The sequence below is a fragment of the Pseudomonas sp. ME-P-057 genome (genome assembly GCF_030208975.1).
In the GTDB taxonomy this organism is placed as follows: Bacteria; Pseudomonadota; Gammaproteobacteria; order Pseudomonadales; family Pseudomonadaceae; genus Aquipseudomonas; species Aquipseudomonas lutea.
In genome coordinates this window covers 252,426-272,146 of the sequence record NZ_JARVSX010000033.1, presented here as the reverse complement: position 1 = coordinate 272,146, position 19,721 = coordinate 252,426, and the positions used below count along the sequence as shown (strand labels likewise).

The following is a 19,721-nucleotide window of genomic DNA, read 5'->3' as shown; positions in this document are numbered from 1 at the left end:
TTTTTCCTGTGCGAATCGGCGTTACGGGACGGTCGGCGTTATGCGTCATTTTTTTGAGCGTCAAATTCACAACACGTAACAAATCCTGACCCTGTGTTTGAAAAAATGTCTGAACTATTCAAAAAACGCAGCGGTCCGACCAGTTAGCCATTGCAGGAAAGCCGCCATATGGCAGCGGACGTGACGAAATACTATCCATCCGCATGTGCTCATCGCTCAATGGAACAACCAAGTTTTCAGGAGTTACGAAATGGAGTTGACCACCATGAACACCAGCACTGCCAAAACCACGTTCAATCGCCTGCGCGGCCTGAAGCTGGCTGCGCTGGCGCTGGGCACCAGCGTTCTTCTGGCTGGTTGCGCAGGTAATCCTCCAAGCGAGCAGTACGCCGTGACCCAGTCGGCCGTCAATGCCGCTGTCACTGCTGGCGGTACCGAATACGCCGCCGTTGAAATGAAGTCCGCTCAGGACAAATTCAAGCAAGCCGAACTGGCGATGCAGGAAAAGCACTACGACGAAGCTCGTAAATATGCCGAACAGGCCGAGTGGGACGCACGTGTAGCCGAGCGTAAGGCTCAGGCCGCCAAGGCACAGAAAGCGGTGCAGGATGCTCGTCAGGGCGTCAATGAGTTGCGTGAAGAAGGCATGCGTCAGGTTCAGCCTGTCACTCAGTAATCCCTCGCAATTCAAGCATTGGCCATCGAGTTAAAGGACGAAAATATTATGCGTAAACAAGTACTTATTCCTGCCCTGCTGGCTCTGAGCGTTGGTCTGGCGGCGTGCTCTTCGCAGCCGAACGTCAACCTGGAACAAGCCCGCACCAATTACTCGGCGCTGCAAAGCAACCCGAAAGCCACTGAACTGGCCGCGCTGGAAACCAAAGACGCGAGCGAGTGGCTGGACAAGGCTGATGCTGCGTACCGCAACAACGATGACCAGAAGAAGGTCGATCAACTGGCTTACCTGACCAACCAGCGTGTTGAGTTGGCCAAGCAGACGATCAACCTGAAGACTGCTGAAAACGACCTGAAAAACGCATCGGCCCAACGCGCTCAGGCACGTCTGGATGCTCGCGATGCTCAGATCAAAGCGCTGCAGAACAGCCTGAACGCCAAGCAAACCGAACGTGGCACCCTGGTGACCTTCGGTGACGTACTGTTCGATCTGAACAAGGCTGAGCTGAAGTCTTCCGGTCTGGTCAACGTGAACAAGCTGGCCCAGTTCCTGTCGGAAAACCCGGATCGCAAAGTCATCGTTGAAGGCTACACCGACAGCACCGGTTCGGCCGCTTACAACGATTCGCTGTCCGAGCGCCGCGCCAACTCCGTGCGCATGGCACTGATCAAGATGGGCGTAGGCCCAGAGCGCATCGTTGCCCAAGGTTATGGCAAAGAGTACCCGGTGGCTGACAACGCCAGCGCCTCGGGTCGTGCCATGAACCGTCGTGTGGAAGTGACCATCTCCAACGACAACCAGCCAGTAGCACCGCGCTCGTCGATGCAGTAATGCGGTAGTAACGGCAACAAAAAGCCCCGCCTGTTGAAAGACAGGCGGGGCTTTTTTCTGCCACAAATGCGATTAATCCGACACTACGAGCGCTGTGGGAGCGAGCTTGCTTGCGCATCAGCGTGTTCCGACGTTAAAGAGGCGAGCAAAGGTGCAGCCTCTTCGTGAGCAAGTTCACTCCCACAAATCCTGGGCGCGCGGACTGTCACTCATGTTGCTCTGTCGCTCTATCGCTCAGCCGCTCTGCCCCTTACGGTTGAGACGACGACGGCGCGCTACCGGTTTGAGGATCAGGGTAATTGGGGATTTCGCCCAGCCTGCGCAGGCCATTGAAGTGCTGCGGATCGTCCAGATAACGAACCATGACCTCTCGCCAGGTGGGGTCACCGAAGGTCTGAACATGAGGCCCGCGGGTCAGTTGCAGCACTCGCGGCAACGGGGCAGCCTGATACAAGCTGATGCCGTTGTGCAGCGGCACTTGCGTGTCGTCCAGGCTTTGGAATAGCAACATCGGCGTGCCCTTGAGCTGAGGCATGCCATTGATGGCGCTGTCGGCATCGGGGATCACCCATGACAGCGGCCGCTTGAAGGGCCAGGTGAGCCAGGCTGTGCCGAGGGTATAACGCGCCACCTCGCGGTAGCTTGCCGGAACGCCATCAAGCACCAGCGCTTTGACCCGCGCGCGCTGCTGCGGATGTTCGGACAGGTAGTGCACGGCCAGCGCCCCGCCAATACTCTGGCCGAGGACCACCAGAGGCTTGCCCTGCACTTCGGGTGCGGCGTTCAGCCAGTCAAAAGCCGCGTCGATGTCTTGGTAGATGGCTGGCAGACTGGGCTCACCCTCGGACAGGCCATAGCCGCGATAGTCCACCAGCAGCACTTGATAGCCCTGCTCCGGCAACCACCCACTTCCCGTCAGATGCCACGCCATGTTGCCGCCGTTGCCATGCAGGTGCAGCACGGTGCCCTTCAACGGTACGCCGGGCTTTGCCGGCAGAAACCAGGCGTTGAGCCGGGTGCCGTCGGCGGCGGTGAGAGTGACATCGCGCCAGGCCAGGTGCGCTTTGTCCGGCGTCAGCGGCAGACCGCGTTCCGGGTAGAACAGCAGTTCGCTGCAGCCACTGAGGGTGATAGCGAGGAACAAGATGAGAAAACGCTTCAAGCGATGTCCTTGTTTTCATGATAACGGGCACGACACACAACCGTAGGAGCCGGCTTGCTGGCGAACGCGTCAGTGGAGTCAATATCTGCGCAGCTGACCCAACGCCTTCGCCAGCAAGCCGGCTCCTACAGGTTCCCCGACCAATGCGTGGCTCTTGCATTGGTCGTTTCGCCCACAGGCATGAAGGCCTCACAGGATATTCGAGTAATCCGCTTCGATCCGGTTCAGGTTTAGGTTCAGGTTCAGGTTCAGGTTCAGGTTCAGGTTCAGGTTCAGGCTCAGGCTTAGGCTTAGGTGATGGACCTTAATGCAATCTACGTCAATCCGCAGCACAGGCCACGACCTATCCCGCGACACACGACCGTAGGAGCCGGCTTGCTGGCGAACGCGTCAGTGGAGTCATATCTGCGCAGCTGACCCAACGCCTTCGCCAGCAAGCCGGCTCCTACAGGCTCCCGGCCAATGCGTGGATCTTGCATTGGACGTTTCACCCACAGGCATGAACACTTAACAGGATATTCTAGTAATCCGCTTCGATCCGGTCCTGCTTCAGGTGATGGACCTAAATGCAATGTACGACAATCCACGACCTAGCCCGTGACACACGACCGTAGGAGCCGGCTTGCTGGCGAACGCGTCAGTGGAGTCATATCTGCGCAGCTGACCCAACGCCTTCGCCAGCAAGCCGGCTCTTACAGGTTCCAGGCCAATGCGTGGATCTTGCATTGGTCGTTTCGCCCACAGGCATGAATGCCTCAAAGAATGTTGGAGTAATCCGCCTCGATCCGGTCCAGGCTCAGGTGATTGAGGAAGTTGGAGAAACACATCCAGGCCGAGAGCGCGTTCATGTCGCGGAACTGATCAGGCAGGTATTTGGGCGGCACCACCAGGCCTTCGTCCACCAGCTGGCGCAACGTGCGCATGTCTTCCAGCGTGGTCTTGCCGCAGAACAACAGCGGCACTTGCTCCAGCTTGCCCTTGCGCACGGCAAGCTGGATGTAGTTGTAGACCATGATGAAGCCCTTGAGGTAGGACAAATCCTTGGTAAATGGCAGACCGGTAGGCACCGAGCCGCGGAACACACGACTGGCGTTGCCGTAGCTTTCCGACATGCCGAAGCCCTGCTCGCGGTAGAAGTCGAACACCTGCAGAAAGTCCGCCCCCTCCTCGGCCATGTGAATCGCCCGGGTGCGGTTGGTCAGTTTGCGCAGGCGGCTTGGGTAGGAGGCAAAACCGATGATCTCCATCAGAATCGCCAGCCCTTCCTGAGTGACCGTCGACGAGGGCGGCCCCTTGGACAGGAAGGTACAAATCGGCTGGTTCTGGCCGTTGAGCGTGGTGCCAACGTGTACCAGCCCTTCGTGGACCTCAAGGGCGCGCACGTCACGCTCGTTGAACATCGCATCGCTGCGGATCTTGATGTAATCCGCCCCCGCCGCTGCGTCGGCCACGATGCCGTCGGACTCGAACACCCGGATCGTCTCCTCCGCCTCCCCAAACGTGCGATTGAGCCGGGTCTGCAGCATGGCGACGGCGTCTTTGGCCGTCAGCAGTTTCGGCTCATCCTTGAGATCGCCACGCCCGGCAATGTTGTTCAGGTAATCCGACAGCATCATGCCCAGATCCGAAAGCGTCGGGTCCCCCGCATGAAACGCATCGGAAGCGGCGCCGTAGAGCTCCTGGGAGATCAGGCCGAAGTCAGGGGTGCCACGCGCTTCGAGCATGCGGATGACCATCCGGTACTCCTTGCACATGCGGCGCATGATTTGCCCGACCGGATTGAACTGGCCGAGTTGCCGTGTGATGTCGCGTTCAATGTTCTGGAATTCCAGCTTCACCGCGCCCGAGTCAAAGCCCAGCGGGCGATTTTCGTAGTAGGCGCGATCGACTTCGGGCATGTGCTTGCCTTTGCCGTCGAGGAAGGTTTTGCGGACGTTGTCATCCCACTTCACGGCATCAAGAACCCGGATCGGGGTCTGCGCCAACACGATACGATCGGACAACGTGCGAATAGTCTGTTGGTATTCGTCCACCCGGAACCCCTTATTGAACCTTTGCGCTATTTGGTCATGCGCTGATATTGAGCCGCTTTGAGAAAGACGTCGGAATTGGCCGGGTCATCAAGGTAGGCGAAGACTTTGTCCATCGAACTGGAGATCAGCATGCCATCGCCCTTCACCGTATCGACGCGCTCGCCATCGAGAACCTTCTGCTCGACCAGCTGCTGAAATCGCTCCAGGTCGAGGTCATAGACCACCAGTTCGTCAGCGCCGTTCTCGTTGTCCATCAGATCGAAACCGGCGATGACGTAATTGGCCCCGTATTTGGCAGGTAGCGCCGCAGACACGTACCAGCGGCTGCCATGGCGCGACACAGTGAAGACGTACTCGTCGCGGTGCTTGCGGTCGCCTTTGCGGTAGCTCACCGCCTTGTAGCGCTCGGGACCGGCGCGGCTGATTTCCAGCTCGAGTGGCTCGCCCCACGCGTTTTTGCTGCTCCAGGTGCCGAGCAATTTGGGCGGGGCAGTGGTGCTGAGCGGGATCGGGTCCTTGAAAGTCACCAGGCATCCGCTCAACAGCACGAACGACATGGCGAGCAACACGCTCCAGACTTTCATCGGGTTCTCCTTGAGGTATCAGCCAGCCATCGGCTTGGCAGTGCCCAGTACCAGATGCATCTGGCGAGTAAGAATAGCGAGCATTTCTTCGTCGGCGTCGGGTTGAGGTCCACTGAGCAGGCCCTGATATTCCATCCGGCAGATGAGCCCCGTCAACACTTGAGCATCCAGCTGTGGCTGAAGCGAGCCCATGACCTCGAGAAACTGGGCACTGCCTTGCAGCAATATCTGCTGGTGGGCACTTACCAGTGGCGCCAGACGCGGGTTGATCAGGGCTTCAAGACGGAATGCGTGCTCTGCAATGAGCTGGTCGCGGCGGGTCAGCAATTGATGGCGCACGTACTCCATGGTCATCCGGGCTATTTCGTCCGCCAGACGCGCGCGGGCCTCTGCGCTGCCGTCGTTGCGGGCAACCATCTCGCGCAGCAACGCCTCGGTGCTGGTCCACAACTTGGCCATGTAGGCGGCGCTGCGCTCGACGTATTGAGCGAAGGCATCGGTGAGCAGGTCATCGATGTCCTTGAAGTAATAGGTGGTCGCAGACAGCGGGACCTGCGCCTCGGCCGCCACCGCACGATGCCGCACCGCCCGCACGCCATCGCGGATGAGAATGCGCATGGCAGCGTCGAGAATCTGCTGGCGACGCTGCTCGCTGCCCTCTCGACTCGCCTTGCGGCCCTGATACCGAACACTTTGTGCGACGGCCGTGGCCATGCCAGCGGCTCCCTTTTGAGGGGTCATGCGGTTCACGACGGGGTTTCCTTTTTTGAATCATTCAACATACATCACCTGACGTCGGCGCCTGAACCGACGCCTTCGCGGGCGAGCGCGCTCCTACAATCGACCGCGGCCCATACTCAATCGCGTGCGGCGCGATTCCCGCAATGCGGGTGATCCCCTGTAGGAGCGCGCGTGCCCGCGAAGCTGTTGATTGGCGGTGCGAGCGCCTGATCGCAACGCTTCTGATCTGATGCAGGAACGCGCTTGCTCGCCACATTCTTTGCGTCGGGCCTGCCTTCTGTATCTGATCAGGCAAAAAAAAGCCGCCCTGCACAGGCGGCTTGTTTTAACGCTTAGGCTTGCGGCCGCATGTGCGGGAACAGGATGACATCGCGTATGGACGGCGAGTTGGTCAGCAACATGACCAGACGGTCGATGCCGATGCCCTCACCCGCTGTCGGCGGCATGCCGTACTCCAGCGCGCGAACGAAGTCGGCGTCGTAGTGCATGGCTTCGTCGTCGCCGGCGTCCTTGTCGGCCACTTGCGCCATGAAGCGCTCGGCCTGATCTTCCGCGTCATTGAGCTCGGAATAGGCGTTGGCGATCTCGCGACCACCAATGAACAACTCGAAGCGGTCAGTGACGTTCGGGTTTTCATCGTTGCGACGGGCCAGCGGCGAGACTTCGAACGGGTACTGAGTGATGAAGTGTGGCTGCTCCAGCTTGTGCTCGACCAACTCCTCGAAAATCATCACTTGCAGCTTGCCCAGACCTTCGAAGCCCAGCACCTTGGCGCCGGCTTTCTTGGCGATGGCGCGAGCCTTGTCGATGTCGTTCAGGTCATCGGCGGTCAGCTCAGGGTTGTACTTGAGGATCGAGTCGAACACCGACAGACGAACGAACGGTTCGCCGAAGTGGAAGACCTTGTCGCCGTATGGAACGTCGGTGCTGCCGAGCACCAACTGCGCCAGCTCGCGGAACAGCTCCTCGGTCAGGTCCATGTTGTCTTCGTAATCGGCATAGGCCTGGTAGAACTCGAGCATGGTGAACTCGGGGTTGTGCCGGGTCGAGACGCCTTCGTTACGGAAGTTGCGGTTGATCTCGAACACTTTTTCGAAACCGCCTACCACCAGACGCTTGAGGTACAGCTCTGGCGCGATGCGCAGGAACATTTCCAGGTCCAGCGCGTTGTGGTGCGTCTCGAACGGCTTGGCTGCAGCGCCACCGGGAATGGTCTGCAACATCGGCGTTTCGACTTCGAGGAAGTCGCGCTTCATCAGGAAGCTGCGGATGTGGGCAATGACTTTCGAGCGGACGCGGAAGGTTTCGCGCACGTCTTCGTTGACGATCAAGTCGACGTAACGCTGGCGATAACGCTGCTCGGTATCGACCAGGCCGTGATGCTTGTCAGGCAACGGCCGCAGGGATTTGGTCAGCAGGCGCACGCTGGTCATTTCGACATAAAGGTCGCCTTTGCCGGAACGGGCCAGGGTGCCTTCGGCCGCAATAATATCGCCCATGTCCCAGGTTTTGACCGAAGCCAGGGTTTCTTCCGGCAGCGTCTTGCGATTGACGTAGACCTGGATGCGTCCGGTCATGTCCTGAATCACCATGAAAGAGCCACGGTTGAGCATGATGCGCCCGGCAACCTTGACCGGAATCGCCGCTTCAGCCAGCTCTTCCCTGGTCTTGTCAGCGTACTGTTGCTGCAGGTCGTTGCAGTAGTTTTCGCGACGGAAGTCGTTCGGGAAGGCATTGCCTTTGGCGCGCTCGGCTGCAAGCTTTTCCTTGCGCAGGGCGATCAGGCTGTTTTCTTCCTGTTGCTGGGCTTGCGGGTCGAGTTGTTGGTCGCTCATGTCTTGATTATCCATCACAGGTTCGTGGCCCTTCGTCTGGCCGGGAAGCGCGACGAAGGATCGCGGGCGGCGACGTCGTGAGGACGCGCCCGACCCGCAACAGTGGTGTGGCGATTACAGGCCCTGTTTAAGGCTCGCGATCAGGTATTCGTCGATGTCACCATCGAGCACCTTGTCGCAATCGCTGCGTTCGACGCTGGTGCGCAGGTCCTTGATGCGCGACGCATCAAGCACGTACGAGCGGATCTGGTGACCCCAGCCGATGTCCGACTTGGTGTCTTCCAGCGCTTGCGAAGCCGCGTTGCGCTTCTGCACTTCCTGCTCGTACAAGCGCGCCCGCAACATCTTCATCGCGGTGTCTTTGTTGGCGTGCTGGGAGCGCTCGTTTTGGCAACTGACCACGGTGTTGGTCGGAACGTGGGTGATCCGGACCGCCGAGTCGGTGGTGTTGACGTGCTGACCACCGGCGCCCGAGGAGCGGTAGGTGTCGATGCGCAGGTCCGACGGGTTGATGTCGATTTCGATGTTGTCATCGATTTCCGGCGACACGAACACGGCCGAGAACGAGGTGTGGCGACGGTTGCCGGAGTCGAACGGGCTCTTGCGGACCAGACGATGTACGCCGATTTCGGTGCGCAGCCAGCCGAACGCGTATTCGCCTTTGATGTGGACCGTGGCGCCTTTGATACCGGCGACTTCACCGGCCGACAGTTCCATGATGGTGGCGTCGAAGCCACGCTTGTCAGCCCAGCGCAGGTACATGCGCAGCAGGATGTTCGCCCAGTCCTGGGCTTCGGTACCGCCGGAGCCGGCCTGGATGTCGAGGTAGGCGTTGTTCTGGTCCATTTCGCCGCTGAACATGCGGCGGAATTCCAGCTTCTCCAGCGACTCGCGCAGACGCTCGACTTCAGCGGCGACGTCGTCGACGGCGGCCTGGTCTTCTTCTTCAGCGGACATCAGCAGCAAGTCTTTGGCGTCTGCCAGACCGGAGCTCATTTCGTCGAGGGTGTCGACGATCTGCGCCAGCAGCGAACGCTCGCGCCCCAGCTCCTGGGCGTAAGACGGGTTGTTCCAGACGTTTGGATCTTCGAGCTCGCGGTTAACTTCGGTCAGACGATCATGCTTTTGATCGTAGTCAAAGATACCCCCGAATGGTTTCGGAGCGCTCGGAGAGGTCCTTGATGCTGTTTAGGATCGGGTTGATTTCCATGGTAGGCAGCACTCGCAGGCGATTTTCACAAAGCCGGCGAGTATAGCGCAGCCACACCTGCGATGGCAGTCCGTTGGGCAGGGTCAGCAAACGGCGCGGGAGGGAGAAGCGCCCCGCAAAGGAGCGCTGCGCCTTATTCAAAAACGTGAAGCTGCAGAAGCGGCAGCGTGCAGAGTGGCTGGCTCCAGCCACCCTGCACCGCCGCAGGAGAACTACTTCCGGGTCACCTTGAACGAGGTCCCGACTGGTTTATCGTTGTCGTCAGCGTCGATCAGATAAAACTCATACCTGCCCGGAGAACCCAGATTGTTGGGCGCATTCCAGGTACCGCCAGTGGAATTTGCTGGTGGTCCGAAGGGTACCAAAGAGACCTTACCGTCAGCTCCTTTGCGCATCAAAAAATACCTTTCCGTGTTGCCGATGCCACTCAACTTTATGACATGCTTTTCAGTGCTGCCGCCGTTCGAGATCACGGTTTCCGAATCGCCTTCAGTGACTCTGGTGATGTCAGGTTTCTCAGCCATTTCCTGATTCCTTCCATGTATAGGTGGGCTGCTGGACGCCATCCATTGCGCGGAGAGCCTCCAGCCAAAGACCACTGTCCTGGTCAGGCGAGCGCCTGATGTTCGCGGATTGTGGTTGGAGGAGTATGCGCGCGAATGCGCGGCGGGGAACCTGTCACATGTGACAGTCGGCCGTTGTCCGCTGGACCTCGGAGGGATGAGTGCAGGTAAAGGCAATTAGGCCCGGTCTATCACCGTCAACCTATCCCCGAACCTTGCCAGGCGCAGCCGGCGAGAAAACACCGCTTGCGCCGGACTACCCCACCGCCACCTGATTGCGTCCATTGTGCTTGGCCGCATACAGCCCTTGATCCGCGCTCTGAATCAACTGCCTGCTGTGGCTGCCCACCTGCGGCACAACGGTTGCCAAGCCAATGCTGACCGTCAGGCTGGAGCCCTGGCTGGGGGCGATGTGGGGGATGTTCATGCTGGCGATGGATTGGCGCAGTTTTTCTGCCAGCAGACGTGCCCCGCCTGGCGAAGTATTGGGCAGCACGAGGGCAAATTCTTCGCCGCCATAACGGGCCGGGAGGTCGGACGGACGGCTGGAGTTGGCGCGGATGGCCTTGGCGACCTGACGCAGCGCTTCATCCCCTTCGAGATGCCCAAACGCATCGTTGTAGGCCTTGAAATAATCCACGTCGATCATCAACAGCGACAGCTGCGTCTGTTCGCGAATGGAGCGGCGCCACTCAAGTTCCAGGTATTCGTCGAAGTGTCGGCGGTTGGACAGCCCGGTCAGGCCGTCGGAATTCATCAGGCGCTGCAACACCAGGTTGGTGTCCAGCAGCTGCTGCTGGCTGACGCGCAATGCACGGTAGGCCTCATCGCGCTGCAGCAGGGTCATGTAGGAGCGCGAATGATAACGGATGCGCGCTACCAGCTCGATGTTGTCGGGCAGCTTGACCAGATAGTCATTGGCGCCGGCCGCAAAAGCGGCGCTCTTGATCAGCGGGTCTTCCTTGGTCGAGAGCACGATGATCGGGATGTCACGGGTCTTGGGATTGGCCCGGTACTCGCGCACCAGGGTCAGACCATCCAGACCGGGCATGACCAGGTCCTGAAGGATCACCGTCGGCTTGATGAGGATCGCCTGGGCAATAGCCTGATGCGGGTCTGCGCAAAAATGAAAGTCGATGTTTTCCTGATGCGCCAGCCCGCGCCGGACAGCCTCGCCGATCATGGCCTGATCGTCGACGAGCAACACCATGGCAGCGTTTTCATCCGTGGCGTTCAGATCGTCCAGTTGCAAATCATGCATGCAGGGTCTCCTGGTCACAGGCGTGCTGTGAAGTCACCTGGAAATTCATTGGGTGAATACCTCTTTCAAGCGAGGTGCGATCGAGTCCAGTGAGCGAATTTCCATGGCAGCGTCGATGGCGGCCGCCGCTTTGGGCATGCCGTACACCGCACAGCTTTCCTGATTCTGGGCGATGGTCAGAAACCCCCGCTGACGCATCAGCTTGAGTCCCTGCGCGCCATCTCGGCCCATGCCGGTCAACAAAACACCCACTGCGTCACCATTCCAATAGCGGGCCACACTTTCGAAAAACACGTCGATGGAGGGCCTGTAAATTTCGTTAACCGGCTCTGCGGTGTACGCCAGCGTGCCGTTCTTGAGCAGACGAATATGGTGGTTGGTGCCCGCCAGGAGCACCGTCCCCGCTTGCGGGGGCTCGCCGTCGCGCGCCAGCCTGACCTCAAGCCCCGAAGAACTCGTCAGCCATTGCGCCATCCCCTCGGCGAATACCTGGTCCACGTGCTGCACCAGCACAATCGCGGCCGGAAAACCCTTCGGCAGCGCCTTGAGCAGTATTTCCAGCGCCGCCGGCCCGCCAGCCGATGAGCCGATAGCGACCAACCGTTGACGCTGCGCCGAATCGCGCACCGGTGGCGGCGCCGGGCGAGCCCGCGTGTCTCGCTCGCCAATGAGCCAGCCTATATTAAGAATCTTGCGCAACAAAGGTGCGGCTGCATCCTTGGGATTGCCAGCACCCAGGGCGGGCGTGTCGACCACATCCAGCGCGCCGTGGCCCATGGCCTCGAACACCCGGTGCACGTTTTGCTCGCGGTCCACGGTAACGATGACGATCGCACACGGCGTCGCCGCCATGATACGTCGAGTCGCCTCCACGCCGTCCATCACCGGCATGATCAGGTCCATCAATATCAGATCGGGCGTCAACTCGGCGCAGCGCTCGACCGCCTCGGCGCCGTTGCCCGCGACCCACGCTATCTGGTGCGCCGGCTCGAAAGCCAGCGCACGGCGCAATGCTTCTACGGCCATGGGCATGTCGTTGACGATGGCGATCTTCATCCCTGCGCATCTCCTATCAACTCCACGACTGCATCGAGCAGCGCGTCGTCATGAAAACTGGCTTTGGCCAGGTAGTAATCGGCGCCGGCGTCCAGGCCGCGTCGGCGGTCTTCCTCACGGTCCTTGTACGACACCACCATCACCGGCAGCGATTGCAGACGGCTGTCGCGACGCACCAGCGTCACCAACTCGATGCCGTCCATGCGCGGCATGTCGATGTCGGTGATAAGCAAGTCGAAATCCTCGCCACGCAGGGCATTCCAGCCGTCCATGCCATCGACGGCCACCGCGACTTCATAGCCACGGCTGGCCAGCAATTTGCGCTCCAGCTCGCGAACGGTCAGCGAGTCGTCGACCACCAGCACGCGTTTGCGCGCACGAGTATCCGCCTGACGATTGCGCCGATCAATGCGTTCGAGGCGGCCGGTGTTGAGCAGCTTCTCCACCGACCGCAGCATGTCTTCGACGTCGATGATCAGCACCGCCGAGCCATCGTCGAGCAATGCGCCAGCGGAGATGTCCTGAACCTTGCCCAACCGTGGATCGAGGGGCAGGACAACGAGGGTGCGCTCGCCGATAAAGCGTTCAACGGCGACGCCGTATACCGCTTCGCGCTCGCGGATGACCACCACCTTGAGCACGTCTTCGCTGTGCTGGCTGGCCGGACGGTTGAGCAACTGGCTGGCGGCAACCAGACCGACGTGGCGCTCCTCGTGCCAGAAATGCTGTCGTCCTTCCAGTTGCACGATTTCATCGGCGCGCACATCCCGCATGCGCTCGATGTGCGCCAGCGGAAAGGCATACGCCTCGCCGCCGACCTCCACGACCAGGCTGCGCACCACTGAGAGCGTCAGCGGCACTTCCAGGTGAAAACGGCTGCCCTGCCCGGCCCGTTGATCCAGTTCAACACCGCCGCGCAGCTGCCGGACCATGTGCTGGACGGCGTCGAGCCCGACGCCTCGACCGGACACCTCGGTGACCTGGTCGCGCATGCTGAAACCGGGAAGGAAGAGAAAGCTCAGCAGTTCCTCTTCGCTCAGCTGTGCCGCGGTTTCGGCTGGCGACAGCTTGCGCTGGATGATGTTCTGGCGCAGGCGTTCCAGGTCCACACCCGCGCCGTCGTCAATCAGCTCGACCACCAACAGACCCGCCTGATGCGAAGCCTTGAGCCGAATCAACCCTTCGGCAGGCTTGCCGCACGCCATGCGTTGGGCGGGCAATTCGATGCCGTGGTCGACAGCATTGCGCAACAGGTGAGTCAGCGGCGCTTCGAGCTTTTCCAGCACATCGCGATCGACTTGAGTTTTCTCACCCTCGATTTCCAGACGGACTTGCTTGCCCAGCGAGCGGCCCAGGTCCCGCACCATGCGCGCCTGCCCCGCCAGCACGTCAGCAAACGGCCGCATGCGACAGGCCAGCGCGGTGTCATAAAGCAGTTGCGCGCGTTGCGAGGCTTGCCACCCGAACTCGTCGAGGTCGGCCGTCTGCTGGATCAGCAAATGCTGCGCTTCCCCCAGCAAACGTCTTGCTTCATCGAGGGCTTTTTGCGCGTCGGGATCGGCATGGGCGCCAAGCAGCGCTTCGAGGCTGTCCAGCGCGCGGGTGGCGCCGGTCTGCGTGCGCTTGACCCGCTGCATCGCCGCCAGATAAGGCTTCAGGCGCTGAGTTTCGACCAGCGACTTGCTCGACAGGTCGAGCAGGTTGTTCAAGCGTTCCGCAGTGACGCGCAGGACCCGTTCGCCGGTCTCTGCCACGCGTCGCTCGCCCGGCTTGTCCAGTTTGAGACCGGGGTCTGCCACAGCCTCGGCGACGTGGCTGGCGATGACGATGGCCTGCTCTTCGGCGGCCAAATCCTGGGCAGACTGCAGCGAGGTGACCAGCGATTGCGCATTGGCCAGCAGGATGTCTTCCAGCGATGGCGACGCAGGCGGCAGGAGCACGGTTTTGGAAGCGGTGTCGGCGCTGACCATGTTATTCATCAGCGCCACATAGCCGTCGATGTCCGCCTGAGGGACGTTGGCCGCTGGCGTGGCGATGCGCATCAACAAGTCAGTGCCCATCAGCAAGGCGTCGATGTGCTCGGGCAACAGGAGCAGCCGCCCTTCTTGCGCACCAACCAGACAATCCTCCATGACGTGGGAAACGCTGACACCCGCGTCGACCCCGACAATGCGCGCCGCTCCCTTGAGCGAATGGGCGGCGCGCATGCACGCCTCCAGCTGATCGGCCTGGGTCGGGTTGCGCTCCAGCGCCAGCAGGCCTGCGCTAAGCACCTGCGTCTGGGCTTCCGCTTCCAGAGTAAAGAGTTCGAACAACGACGCGTCGCGCATCTGATCGGGCGTCATGTCAGGCTCCGGTTAACCGCCGACAACAGCTGGTCTTCATCGAGCAGGCGCAAGCTGCGGCTTTTCCATTGCACGACTCCGCGGGTGAAGCGCGCATTGCTGTTTTGCGCGGGCGCCGAGGCGGTGTCCAGCAGGCGCGCCTCGATCGCGTGAATGCCGTCGACCTCATCGACCGGCACCACGACCGGGCCGCCGTCAGCCGAGACGATCAACATGCGCGGCAGCGTTCGCGAATCGCCAGCGGGAACCACGGAGGGGTCGAGCCCCAGCAGTTCGACGAACGACAGGCACGCCACCAGGGCGCCCCGCACATTGGCGACACCCAGCAAGGCGCGCGAACGCTGGTGCGGAAGCGAGTGAATGGCTTGCACGGGCGAGACCTCCACCAGGCAGCGGGTTGGCAGGCCGAGCCACTCCTCACCCAGACGAAACACCACGGTGGAGCGGGTTTCGACGTCGACGATCAGCTCATCGCTGTGGACCGAGACGCGGTGCTCTTGCGCCAGGGAATAGCGGTCAAGCAGCCGCGTTGCCGCCGCTGAATAGACGGAGCAATTGCGGCAATGGATATGCTCGACAAGCAGCGGGCAGGAGCGGTCCCCGTGAATACCGATGCGGTTCCAGCAGTCGTCGATGGCCTCGGCGCTGCTGCTGACCAGCTCTGTGTGCGGCTGAGTCATGGGTTGCGTCCCTCTTTGCCGACACCCCGTGCCGCGCGCGCCTGCAGGCGTTGGGCCCCGGCGCTGTCACCCTGGGCGGCGAGCAATGCCGACATCTGCGCCAGGGTTTCCGGGTGCTGCGGTTCCAGGTAGAGCGCCTTGCGATAAAACCCTAGCGCCGCGCCGGTATCACCCGCCACTTCACTGAGCAGACCCAGCCAGTAAAACACCGGCGCAACGGGGTCGTGGCGCTTGAGATACTGCTCGCAGGCCGCTTTGGCCTCGCTGCTGCGGCCTTCGTTGGCAAGGGCCGCGATACGGCGTATCAGCTCCGCAGCTTCGGTGTTACTGGCATTCGGCGGGAGAACCACTCCGGCGGAGGGCTTCAGCGCGGCCCTGCGGTCCTCCATGCGAGCAGGGACAGCCAAGGATCTCGGCGCAAAGGGTTGCGCAGGCGCCGCGCGGTAGTGAGAGCCCGACGCAGCGCCACGCATTGGCGAATCGCTGCGCTGCGGCGACACGGGTGGAGCAGGCGTAAATAGGTAGGGGTCGGCCGCTTCGTCGCGCCGACGGAAAGCAAAGGACTGGGCGATGCCGATCGACACCATGCCCATGCGCCCAAGCAGGCTACCTTCGGCGGGGCCGATAAACAGGACGCCGTCGTCGCGCGTCATTCTTTTGAGCACCTCGAAACCCTGGCGCTGAGTCTCGAGGTCAAAGTAGATCAGCAAGTTGCGGCAGAACACGAAGTCGTACGCCGACTGGGCCACGGCCAAAGTCGGGTCGAGCAGATTGCCGGACTGGAAGCGGACCTGTTCGCGCACCCGGTCTTCCAGGCGGTAGCCGTCATCGGCCGCACTGAAGTAGCGCTCACGAAAGCCCAGCTGATCGCCACGAAACGAGTTTTTGCCATATACGCCGTTGAGTGCGCGCTGGATGGACAACGGGCTGATATCCACGGCCTCCACACTGAATTGCGGCGCGCGCAAACCGGCATCAAACAACGCCATGGCGATCGAATACGGCTCCTCACCGGTGGAACACGGCAAGCTGAGGATGCGCAGAGGGCGAACACCCTTGAGCTGAGCCAGCCGTGCGTTGGCGAGCTTGCCCAGTGTCGCGAAGGATTCCGGGTACCGGAAGAACCAGGTCTCGGGGACGATCACCGCTTCAATCAGCGCCTGCTGCTCTTCGGCCGACGTCAGCAGCGTCTGCCAATAGTCGTCAGCGTCCCGCGCTTTTGACAACGTGCAGCGCTGGCGCACCGCGCGCTCGACAATCGCCTCGCCCACCGACGCAACGTCCAGCCCCATGCGGTCCTTGAGAAAAGCAAAAAAGCGCGCGTCGCTGCTCATGGCATCGCCTCGATCGGGCCAAGGCAGATGGGGCGTTCGGGAAACAGCAATTCGCGCACGGCGTCGCTGAGCAAGTCCTGCACGCGGATCCACTGCAGCAGGCCGTGTTCATCCTCACGCACCGGCCCCAGATACGGCGCCTGCGGGTTATCCAGCCCGTATGCCTTGAACTCGTGGGGCGAGCAACGCAACGTGTCGGTCGCCTGTTCAAGGATCAGACCCAGCCACTGCACGGGACGATCACCGCCGAGACGATAGTGCACCAGCACCAACCGAGTACTGGTGCGTGCCTGCGCAGAATGGCCAAACGTCAGCGCACTGAGGTCGATGACCGGCACAATGGTGCCGCGGTGCGCAAACACCCCGGCAACCCACTGCGGCGCCTGCGCGATAGGCTTAAGCACCAGGCGCGGCAGCACCTCGGCGACTTCTGTCGCTTCCAGCGCATACCGCTCGGGGCCGATACGGAACAGCAGAAACAGCTTGTTCTTCGGCAATATGGCGGCGCTGCGCCTGGCTGAGTGCTCAATCATGGGCCTGACTCAGACTTTGAATCGCGAAACGCCGCTGCGCAGGCCGACTGCCACCTGACTCAGCTCGTCGATGGCGAAACTGGCCTGGCGCAGGGACTCAACGGTCTGACTGCTGGCATCACCCAACTGCACCAGCGCCTGATTGATCTGCTCAGCGCCGGTGGCCTGGGCCTGCATGCCCTCATTGACCATCAACACCCGCGGCGCAAGGGCCTGCACCTGATGGATGATCTGCGAAAGCTGCTCGCCGACCTGGGTCACTTCGTACATGCCGCGGCGCACTTCTTCGGAAAACTTGTCCATGCCCATGACCCCGGCCGACACCGCCGACTGGATCTCGCGGACCATTTGCTCGATGTCATAGGTGGCCACGGCGGTCTGGTCTGCCAGACGCCGAACCTCGGTCGCGACCACAGCAAAGCCTCGGCCGTACTCGCCGGCCTTTTCGGCCTCGATGGCGGCATTGAGCGACAACAGGTTGGTTTGGTCAGCGACTTTGACGATGGTCACGACCACTTGATTGATGTTGCCGGCCTTCTCGTTGAGGATCGCCAGCTTGGAATTGACCAGATCGGCCGCGCCCATGACCGAGTGCATGGTTTCCTCCATGCGCGCCAGGCCTTGCTGACCGGAGCCGGCCAGAACCGAAGCCTGGTCCGCCGCCGATGTCACTTCGGTCATCGTGCGCACCAGATCCCGGGACGTCGCGGCGATTTCACGCGAGGTCGCGCCAATTTCCGTTGTGGTCGCCGCCGTCTCGGTGGCGGTGGCCTGTTGCTGCTTGGACGTCGCGGCGATCTCGGTGACCGAGGTGGTCACCTGAACCGAAGAGCGCTGCGCCTGGGACACCAGCGCGGCGAGCTCGGCCACCATGTCGTTGAAGCCGGTCTGCACGGTGCCGAACTCATCGTTGCGGTCCAGCGCCAGCCGGGTACTCAAGTCGCCGGTGCGCATGGTGTCGAGGATTTTCACGATGCGGTCCATTGGCGCGAGAATCGCACGCATCAACAGACCACCGCAGGCAGCGGCCGCCAGCAGGGCAATGACCAGAGAAATGCCGAGGGTGATTTTGGCGCTGGAGACCGCCGTCTGGATGGCATCGGAGGCCTTATCGGCAGCCGCCTTGTTCTTGGCGCCGAGGGCATTGAGCACCTTGCGGCCCTCGACCCACATCGGGGTCAACTGCTCGGAAAAAATCCGCTGCGCGAGCGCGTAGTTGTCGCCCTGATAGGCCGCGAGCACGCCGTTGAGCACTAGCTGATAGCGCTCGCGCAATTGCAGAAACTGCTCGAAATCGGTGCGGTCCGACTCGTCAAAAATGCTCTTCTGGTAATTGACGATCTGCGCCTGCAGGCGATCTTCAAATTCCTTGTACTGGTCTTCTTCGGCGCTGGTCAGATCACGACCAACGCCCTCAGCCAGCAAATGCTGGGTACTGACATAGCTTTCGACCCAGGCGCTGCGCACCGTGCTGCTGTAAAAGACGCCAGGCAGCGCATCGAGCCGCACGGCGTCGCCGCTGTTCTCGATCACCAACAGGCGATTGAACGCCACGACCACCATCAACAGCATGATGGCGATGATGACAGCGAAGCTCGCCAAAATTCGTTGACGCAACGTCCAGTTCTTCACAGTCAGCCCTCAAGGGTTCAACGCCGGCATGACCGGGTTCAAGAAGCGGACCGACGAACGGTCCAAAGCGAGCGGGAGTATAGCCTAGTGCCCTGCCATTGATCGGGCTGTTTCCGACGCGGAAAACGCCATAACGCACAGCCAAAACGGAAGTGTCTGACACACTATCGGCTGTGGCTGGAGTTGCTTGATGGTGGCAATGCGGATGTGGGCGAGGGACGTCGGTGAGGACAGTGCCCGGAGACGGGATAACGCGGCCGGGACCCACGGCGGGCTTTCGGGGGCGCGGGGGGTAGTCGGGATAGTCGGGACACTCGGGGCAGACCTCAGTCCTGCATAGAAGGCTGCCCGACGATCCTGCTGGTGGCGGGGGATTTTTAGAGGTGTGCCCAGCGCCATGGGCTAGAGGCTTGGGGGCTGCGCCTGACGAACCTGATGTTCAAGTTCAGTCTTCAAGGCCGGGTCGAGCTTCAACTGCTTGGCCAGCTCGTCCAGATACGCGCGCTCCATAAAATGCTCTTCGTCGACCATCATCACGCTGGCCAGGTACATCTCGGCGGCAATTTCCGGTGTCTGCGCCGCTCGGGCGACGTCGATCGGGTCCAGCGGTTTGTTCAGTTCAGCGCTCAGCCATTGCTGCAGCTCGTTGTCACCGGTGATGCGCGTGAATTCGCCTTCGATCAGCGCGCGTTCACGCTCATCGACATGACCGTCGGCTTTGGCTGCTGCCACCAGAGCCCGCAGGATGGCTTCGCTGTGTTGTTCAACCTGGGCCGGTGGCACACGATCCACTGTCTGCGGCTCGACCCGCTGCGCGACGCCCTGACTGGCCTGCCAATTACCGTAGGCCTTGTAAGCCAGCACGCCCAACGCGGCGAGGCCGCCATAGGTCAGCGCTTTGCCGCCCATTTTTCGGGCGCCTTTGTTACCCATCAGCAAGCCCATCGCGCCGGCCGCCAATGCACCACCGCCGGCACCCGAAAGCAGACCGCCAAGACCGCCCGATTGACTGCCTGAATGCTTGCCTGACAGCCCGCCACCGAGTTTACCCAGCAAATCTCCCAGACCGCCCTGCCCGCTTTTGTCGTGGCGGGTATGAGCGCCAGCCTTGTTTTGCAGCAGGTCCTGGCCGGATTTCAACAATTGATCAAGTAGACCGCGAGTGTTCATGACTGCACCTTCAGAAGTGGGACTGACGATTCGACCCGCAGGTTAAGACGAAGGCACACGCGCTCGCGGGATGGT

Annotated in this window: 18 protein-coding genes; 2 read left to right on the top strand and 16 right to left on the bottom strand. The window is 61.2% G+C overall.

The window, feature by feature from the left end; all coding sequences use genetic code 11:
* The first annotated feature begins 250 nt into the window (after positions 1-250).
* Both QRN48_RS17850 and lptF read left to right on the top strand, forming a co-directional pair.
* The gene (locus QRN48_RS17850) at positions 251-676 is read left to right on the top strand and encodes a DUF4398 domain-containing protein (RefSeq protein WP_037012367.1); all 426 of its coding nucleotides are present in this window, start codon (positions 251-253) and stop codon (positions 674-676) included.
* A gap of 48 nt (positions 677-724) precedes the next feature.
* On the top strand, positions 725-1,507 hold the full coding sequence (gene lptF / locus QRN48_RS17845; protein ID WP_037012369.1) for a lipotoxin F family OmpA-related lipoprotein LptF: 783 nt from the start codon (positions 725-727) through the stop codon (positions 1,505-1,507).
* A 250-nt stretch (positions 1,508-1,757) separates the two neighbouring features.
* Here lptF and QRN48_RS17840 read toward each other — a convergent pair whose 3' ends face one another.
* The 16 genes from QRN48_RS17840 to QRN48_RS17765 form a co-directional block, all read right to left on the bottom strand.
* The gene (locus QRN48_RS17840; RefSeq protein ID WP_285352023.1) at positions 1,758-2,669 is read right to left on the bottom strand and encodes an alpha/beta hydrolase; all 912 of its coding nucleotides are present in this window, start codon (positions 2,667-2,669) and stop codon (positions 1,758-1,760) included.
* 189 nt (positions 2,670-2,858) lie between these two features.
* On the bottom strand, positions 2,859-3,002 hold the full coding sequence (locus QRN48_RS17835; protein WP_285352021.1) for a hypothetical protein: 144 nt from the start codon (positions 3,000-3,002) through the stop codon (positions 2,859-2,861).
* Positions 3,003-3,424: 422 nt separating this feature from the next.
* Entirely contained in the window at positions 3,425-4,702 is a 1,278-nt protein-coding gene (locus QRN48_RS17830; RefSeq protein ID WP_285352019.1) for a flavohemoglobin expression-modulating QEGLA motif protein, read from the bottom strand.
* Between the two features lie 26 nt (positions 4,703-4,728).
* A complete protein-coding gene (locus QRN48_RS17825) occupies positions 4,729-5,286 on the bottom strand; it encodes a hypothetical protein (RefSeq protein ID WP_037012377.1) in 558 nt (185 codons plus the stop codon).
* An 18-nt stretch (positions 5,287-5,304) separates the two neighbouring features.
* On the bottom strand, positions 5,305-6,027 hold the full coding sequence (locus QRN48_RS17820; protein ID WP_037013254.1) for a TetR/AcrR family transcriptional regulator: 723 nt from the start codon (positions 6,025-6,027) through the stop codon (positions 5,305-5,307).
* A 332-nt stretch (positions 6,028-6,359) separates the two neighbouring features.
* The gene (lysS, locus tag QRN48_RS17815; protein ID WP_037013255.1) at positions 6,360-7,862 is read right to left on the bottom strand and encodes a lysine--tRNA ligase; all 1,503 of its coding nucleotides are present in this window, start codon (positions 7,860-7,862) and stop codon (positions 6,360-6,362) included.
* A 114-nt stretch (positions 7,863-7,976) separates the two neighbouring features.
* Positions 7,977-9,072 (bottom strand): peptide chain release factor 2 gene (gene prfB / locus QRN48_RS17810; protein WP_152597626.1). Its coding sequence is split into 2 segments (ribosomal slippage): positions 7,977-8,999 and positions 9,001-9,072, totalling 1,095 coding nucleotides; the frame shifts between segments, so codons are not numbered across the junction.
* Between the two features lie 212 nt (positions 9,073-9,284).
* The gene (locus QRN48_RS17805) at positions 9,285-9,596 is read right to left on the bottom strand and encodes a hypothetical protein (protein WP_191944424.1); all 312 of its coding nucleotides are present in this window, start codon (positions 9,594-9,596) and stop codon (positions 9,285-9,287) included.
* A 295-nt stretch (positions 9,597-9,891) separates the two neighbouring features.
* Positions 9,892-10,896: a response regulator gene (locus QRN48_RS17800; protein ID WP_037012391.1), complete on the bottom strand. Its 1,005-nt coding sequence runs from the start codon at positions 10,894-10,896 to the stop codon at positions 9,892-9,894.
* A gap of 45 nt (positions 10,897-10,941) precedes the next feature.
* Positions 10,942-11,952, bottom strand: a complete 1,011-nt coding sequence (locus QRN48_RS17795; protein ID WP_285352014.1) for a chemotaxis response regulator protein-glutamate methylesterase — start codon at positions 11,950-11,952, stop codon at positions 10,942-10,944.
* Positions 11,949-14,297 carry a hybrid sensor histidine kinase/response regulator gene (locus tag QRN48_RS17790; RefSeq protein ID WP_285352012.1) on the bottom strand — a complete coding sequence of 783 codons (2,349 nt, stop codon included), beginning with the start codon at positions 14,295-14,297 and terminating at the stop codon, positions 11,949-11,951. Before QRN48_RS17790 ends, QRN48_RS17795 begins: the two co-directional genes overlap by 4 nt.
* Entirely contained in the window at positions 14,294-14,977 is a 684-nt protein-coding gene (locus tag QRN48_RS17785; RefSeq protein WP_191944421.1) for a chemotaxis protein CheW, read from the bottom strand. Before QRN48_RS17785 ends, QRN48_RS17790 begins: the two co-directional genes overlap by 4 nt.
* Positions 14,974-16,311: a CheR family methyltransferase gene (locus tag QRN48_RS17780; protein ID WP_285352009.1), complete on the bottom strand. Its 1,338-nt coding sequence runs from the start codon at positions 16,309-16,311 to the stop codon at positions 14,974-14,976. Before QRN48_RS17780 ends, QRN48_RS17785 begins: the two co-directional genes overlap by 4 nt.
* Complete coding sequence (locus QRN48_RS17775) at positions 16,308-16,844, bottom strand: chemotaxis protein CheW (protein ID WP_285352008.1); 537 nt, start codon at positions 16,842-16,844, stop codon at positions 16,308-16,310. Before QRN48_RS17775 ends, QRN48_RS17780 begins: the two co-directional genes overlap by 4 nt.
* A gap of 9 nt (positions 16,845-16,853) precedes the next feature.
* The gene (locus tag QRN48_RS17770) at positions 16,854-18,416 is read right to left on the bottom strand and encodes a methyl-accepting chemotaxis protein (RefSeq protein ID WP_502944631.1); all 1,563 of its coding nucleotides are present in this window, start codon (positions 18,414-18,416) and stop codon (positions 16,854-16,856) included.
* Between the two features lie 462 nt (positions 18,417-18,878).
* Complete coding sequence (locus QRN48_RS17765; RefSeq protein WP_285352006.1) at positions 18,879-19,646, bottom strand: tellurite resistance TerB family protein; 768 nt, start codon at positions 19,644-19,646, stop codon at positions 18,879-18,881.
* Positions 19,647-19,721 lie beyond the last annotated feature (75 nt).